The sequence below is a fragment of the Cupriavidus sp. HPC(L) genome (assembly GCF_000307735.3).
GTDB lineage: Bacteria > Pseudomonadota > Gammaproteobacteria > Burkholderiales > Burkholderiaceae > Cupriavidus.
In genome coordinates, this window is record NZ_AMPR02000237.1 from 1 (window position 1) to 4,323 (window position 4,323).

General features: G+C 70.5%; 2 protein-coding genes. One reads left to right on the forward strand and one right to left on the reverse strand.

The features are described from left to right. Positions 1 to 513: hypothetical protein (locus B551_RS26600; protein WP_043439808.1), on the forward strand; the 513-nt coding region annotated here is incomplete at its 5' end. A gap of 28 nt (positions 514 to 541) precedes the next feature. Here B551_RS26600 and B551_RS14480 read toward each other — a convergent pair. Next, complete coding sequence (locus B551_RS14480) at positions 542 to 3,988, reverse strand: diguanylate cyclase (protein WP_023264385.1); 3,447 nt, start codon at positions 3,986 to 3,988, stop codon at positions 542 to 544. Between the last annotated feature and the right edge of the window lie 335 nt (positions 3,989 to 4,323).

Consider the following 4,323-nt stretch of genomic DNA (forward strand, 5'->3'; position numbering starts at 1 on the left):
ACGGCCCGGCGGACGCTGCGGCCCGCCGGCGGCAACGACGCCGCCACCGCCAAGGCGATCGGCACCGCCTGCGCGCAACTCGATGCCGGCAACGCCAACACGCATCGTCATCTGATCGCGACGCGCGTGATCCAGCATCTGCAGGCGCGCGGTTCCGCGCAGGCGCTGGCCGAACGCAGCATGGCGCGCGCGCTGATGCGCACGCTCGGTGCCGATGCCGAAGTGGTGGCCGCGATCGAGGCCGCGCAGACGCCCGAGCAATGCCGGCTGGCGTTGAAGCTGGTGCAGCGCCATCTCGACGGGCGCTGCATCGATCCGGCGCGCGCGCAGCAGGCAGCGCCGATGCGCGAAGCCGATGACGCGTCGACGTCGCCGGAGGCGGCGCGGTACGAGGCAAATCATGATGCAGATCACGACGCAAATCGCGATGCCCAGGAAGACGACGCCCGCACGCCGCTGTTGCGCCGGATGGCCGACAGCGCCGGTGCCGGTCTCGCTGCCAGCCACGGTTGAACCGCCGGGTAGCGGCGGCGCGCTGGCGCTACCTTGACGGCTGCGCGGTCCCGCCTGGCAGGCCCCTCGCGCAGCGCGCCAGGTAGTCTTCCAGCGGCATCGGCCGCCCGATTGCATAGCCCTGCGCATAGTCGACGCCGATCTCGCGCAGCACGTCCAGCGTCGCTTCGTCCTCGACCGATTCGGCCACGGTCAGGATGCCGAGCCGGTGGCCGATGTCGTTGATCGAGCTGACGATCTCGCGATCGACGGCGCTGCTGGCCAGATGCCGGATGAAGCTGCCGTCGATCTTCAGGTAGTCCACCGGGAACTGCTTCAGATAGGCGAACGACGACAGGCCGGCGCCGAAGTCGTCCAGCGCCATCGTGCAGCCGGCCTTGCGCATGTCGGCGACCAGCCGGTTGGCCGCGGCCATGTTGTTGATCAGCGCGGTCTCGGTGATCTCCAGCCGGATGCGGCTGGCCGGCAGCACCGAGTTCGACAGCTCGGCATGCAGGAACGGCAGCAGGAAGGGCTCGCCCAGCGAATTGGCCGACAGGTTGATCGACACCGACAGCCCGGGTACCGCCAGCAGCCGCGCGCCGAAATCGCGCAGCACATGCTGGATGACCCAGCGGTCCACATGGCCCATCAGGTCATAGCGCTCGGCCGCCGGAATGAAGGCGCCGGGCATCACCAGGCTGCCCTGCTCGTCGACCATGCGCACCAGGATTTCGATATGGGACGCAGGTGCCGATGCCGGCGATGCAGGCGACGATGCAGGCGACGAGGCTGGCGACGCCGGTCCGGACCCCGGCGCCAGCGCGCGGATCTCCTGCGCGAACAGCCGGAAGCGGTTGGCCTCCAGCGCCGAATGGATGCCCGCGGCGACCTGCAGCTCGCGATGGTGGCGGCGCGCGTCGCTCTCGTCGCGGCGATAGACCGACACGCGGTTGCGCCCCGCGGCCTTGGCGGCGTAGCAGGCCACGTCGGCACGGCTCATCAGCTCGCCCAGCGGCGGCGCCTCGCGATCGATCGCGGTGATGCCGACGCTGGCGCCGACATCGTAGACCCGGCCTTCCCACGGGAAGCGCCGCGCGCGGATCGCGTCGATGACCTTCAGGCAGACGCGCTCGCCCTGGTCCACCGAGCAGTTGCGCAGCAGCAGCGCGAACTCGTCGCCGCCCAGGCGGGCCAGCAGGTCGTCCGGCCGCACCTGGCTGCGGATCACGTGGCCCAGCTCGCGCAGCAGCACGTCGCCGGCGGCATGGCCCGCCGTATCGTTGACGATCTTGAAGCGGTCCAGATCGATGAAGCACAGTGCATGGTGCTGGTCGAACTCGCGCGCCGACTCGCAGGCCTCGCGCAGGCGCTGCTCGAACCAGATGCGGTTGGGCAGCCCGGTCAGCGCGTCGTGCATCGCCGAATGCGCGAGCTTGCGCTGCAGCGCGCGGGCCGCCGTGATGTCCTGGAACACCAGCACCGCGCCGATCACGTCGCCGCGCGGCGTCAGCACCGGCGCGGCGGAGTCCTGCACGTCGTGGCGCTCGCCATGGCGGCTGATCAGCACCGCGCCATCCTCGAGATAGACCGGCCGCAGCGTCTGCAGGCACTTGGCGACCGGGCAGGCGATCGGCTGGCCGCTGGTTTCGTCGACCACGTGGAACACCGTGGCCAGCGGCCGGCCGTCGGCCTCGGCCATGGTCCAGCCGGTCAGCTGCTCGGCGATCGGATTGATGAAGGTGATGCGCAGCGATGCATCGGTGCAGATCACCGCATCGCCGATCGATCGCAGCGTGATATGCAGGCGCTCCTTCTCCTCGAACAGCGCCTCGGTCAGCCGATGGTGCTCGGTGATGTCCCAGTTGGTGCCTACCATCGACAGCGCGGTGCCGTCCTCGGCGCGCGACACCACCGCCATCGCGCGGATATGCCGCACCTCGCCGTCGGGCCGCCGGATCCGGTACTCGGTATCGAAGGGCTGCGCGCCCTTGACCGCCTGGCGCATCTCGTGCCGGGCGCGTACCACGTCGTCGGGATGCACCAGCGCGATCCAGCCGTCGAGGTCCGGTGCGCCGTCGGCGGCCGCGGTGCCGTGCAGCGCGTGCATGCGGCGGTCCCACGACAGCGTGCCGGCGGCGATGTCCCATTCCCAGATGCCGACCCGGCCGGCCTCGACCGCCAGTTCGGTGCGCCGCGACAGCGCCTCGAGCCGCTGCTGCGCGAGCTTGTGTTCGTGGATGTCCTCGACCTGCGCGATGAAATGCAGCGGCGCGCCCGTGGCCTCGTCGCGCACCAGCGATACCGCCAGCAGCGCCCAGATGAAGTTGCCGTCCTTGCGCCGGTAGCGCTTTTCCATCCGGTAGCTGTCGATGTCGCCGGCAACCAGCCGTTCGAGCTGCGCCAGATCGGCGGCCAGGTCGTCCGGATGCGTGATGTCCTGGAACGGAATGCGGCTGAGCTCGGTCGCGCTGTAGCCGAACAGCTCGCAGATTGCGCGGTTGACCTGCTGCCAGCGGCCATCGACGCTGACCAGCGCCATGCCGATCGCCGAATGGTGCATCGCCTGGCGGAAGCGCCGTTCGCTGCCGCGCAACTCGCTGCGGTCGCGGCGGTTCTGTTCGCTCAGATAGGCGATGCAGACCGGGAACACCAGGATCAGGCTGGTCGACAGCTTCATCGCGTGGGTCAGGAACTGCGGCGCGTCGACCAGCCCGGCCTGTGCAGCGGCCAGTCCGAGCATCACCGTGACCAGCATCGACAGCAGCGTCAGCAATGCGGTGGCGAACGGGTTGGTAAACAGCGCGGCGACCACCAGCGGCAGCGACAGCACGCCGAACGGATCGTGGGTCTGCACCACCGCCACGCCGCCGACGGTCGCGGTCAGCAGCAGCAGCCCGGCCACCCGCGGCAGCCGCGTGCGGGGGAAGGTGTCGCGCAGCCGCTCGCGCGAGTAGGTCACCGACAGCGGCACCAGCATCAGCATGCCCATCGCGTCGGCGCTCCACCAGGTCGACCAGATGTCGCCGATGGGCCGGCCATAGGCGAGCGAAATTGCAGCGGAGCCGATGGTGGCGCCGATCACCGGGGCCAGCGTGCACGTCGCGCCCAGCATCAGCGCGAAGCGGGCCAGCGGCACCGCGCTGGCGCGGCCGATGCCGCCGCTGATGCTCGGCGCCAGCCACGCGACGAACAGGATCTCGGCGATGTTCGAGGCGCCCAGCACCAGCGCGAGCCACCACGGGTCGCCGAACATCGCGTTGGCGGCAATGCCCGCCACCAGCATGCCGGCCAGCATCCAGGCACGCTCGCGCGGCGGCTGGTGCAGCGTCACGCCGGCACCGAAGGCGGTGGCCAGCCAGACGATGGCGGCGTTGCCCGGATAGCGCGTCAGCGCGATGCCGGCGACGGCTAGCAGGAAGAACAGCGCGGACACAAGCGAGACGCGTTGCCAGCGGGGCAGGGCGGGCAGGGGCGGTTCCGGATCGGACGTCATGGGAACGTGGATGGGCGCATGGCGTGGTGCCGGCGGCGGGCGGACAAGGTGCGGGGCCAGGGGTGTCCCCCGCCATGCGGCGCGGTGCCGGGCAAAAGGGGACCATGCCGGACGCGGGTCCGGCAGCATCGGGCGACTATAGCGCCGGGCCGATGCCGGCCATGCGCCGATCAGGCGCAAAGTCGGGGCGCATTTGGGGGTGGCGTTGAGCGGCGTTTTGAGGTAGGCGGGCCCGGTAGTGCGGCGAGTGGGGGGATTGGGGCAGGGATTGAGGCGCGGATTGGGGCAGGGATTGAGGCGCGGATTGGGGCGCGGATTGGGGCGGGGATTGGGGC

Excerpts from the sequence above, each read along its gene's own strand:
- B551_RS14480 (WP_023264385.1), bottom strand. The coding sequence starts at position 3,988 with ATGACGTCCGATCCGGAACCGCCCCTGCCCGCCCTGCCCCGCTGGCAA.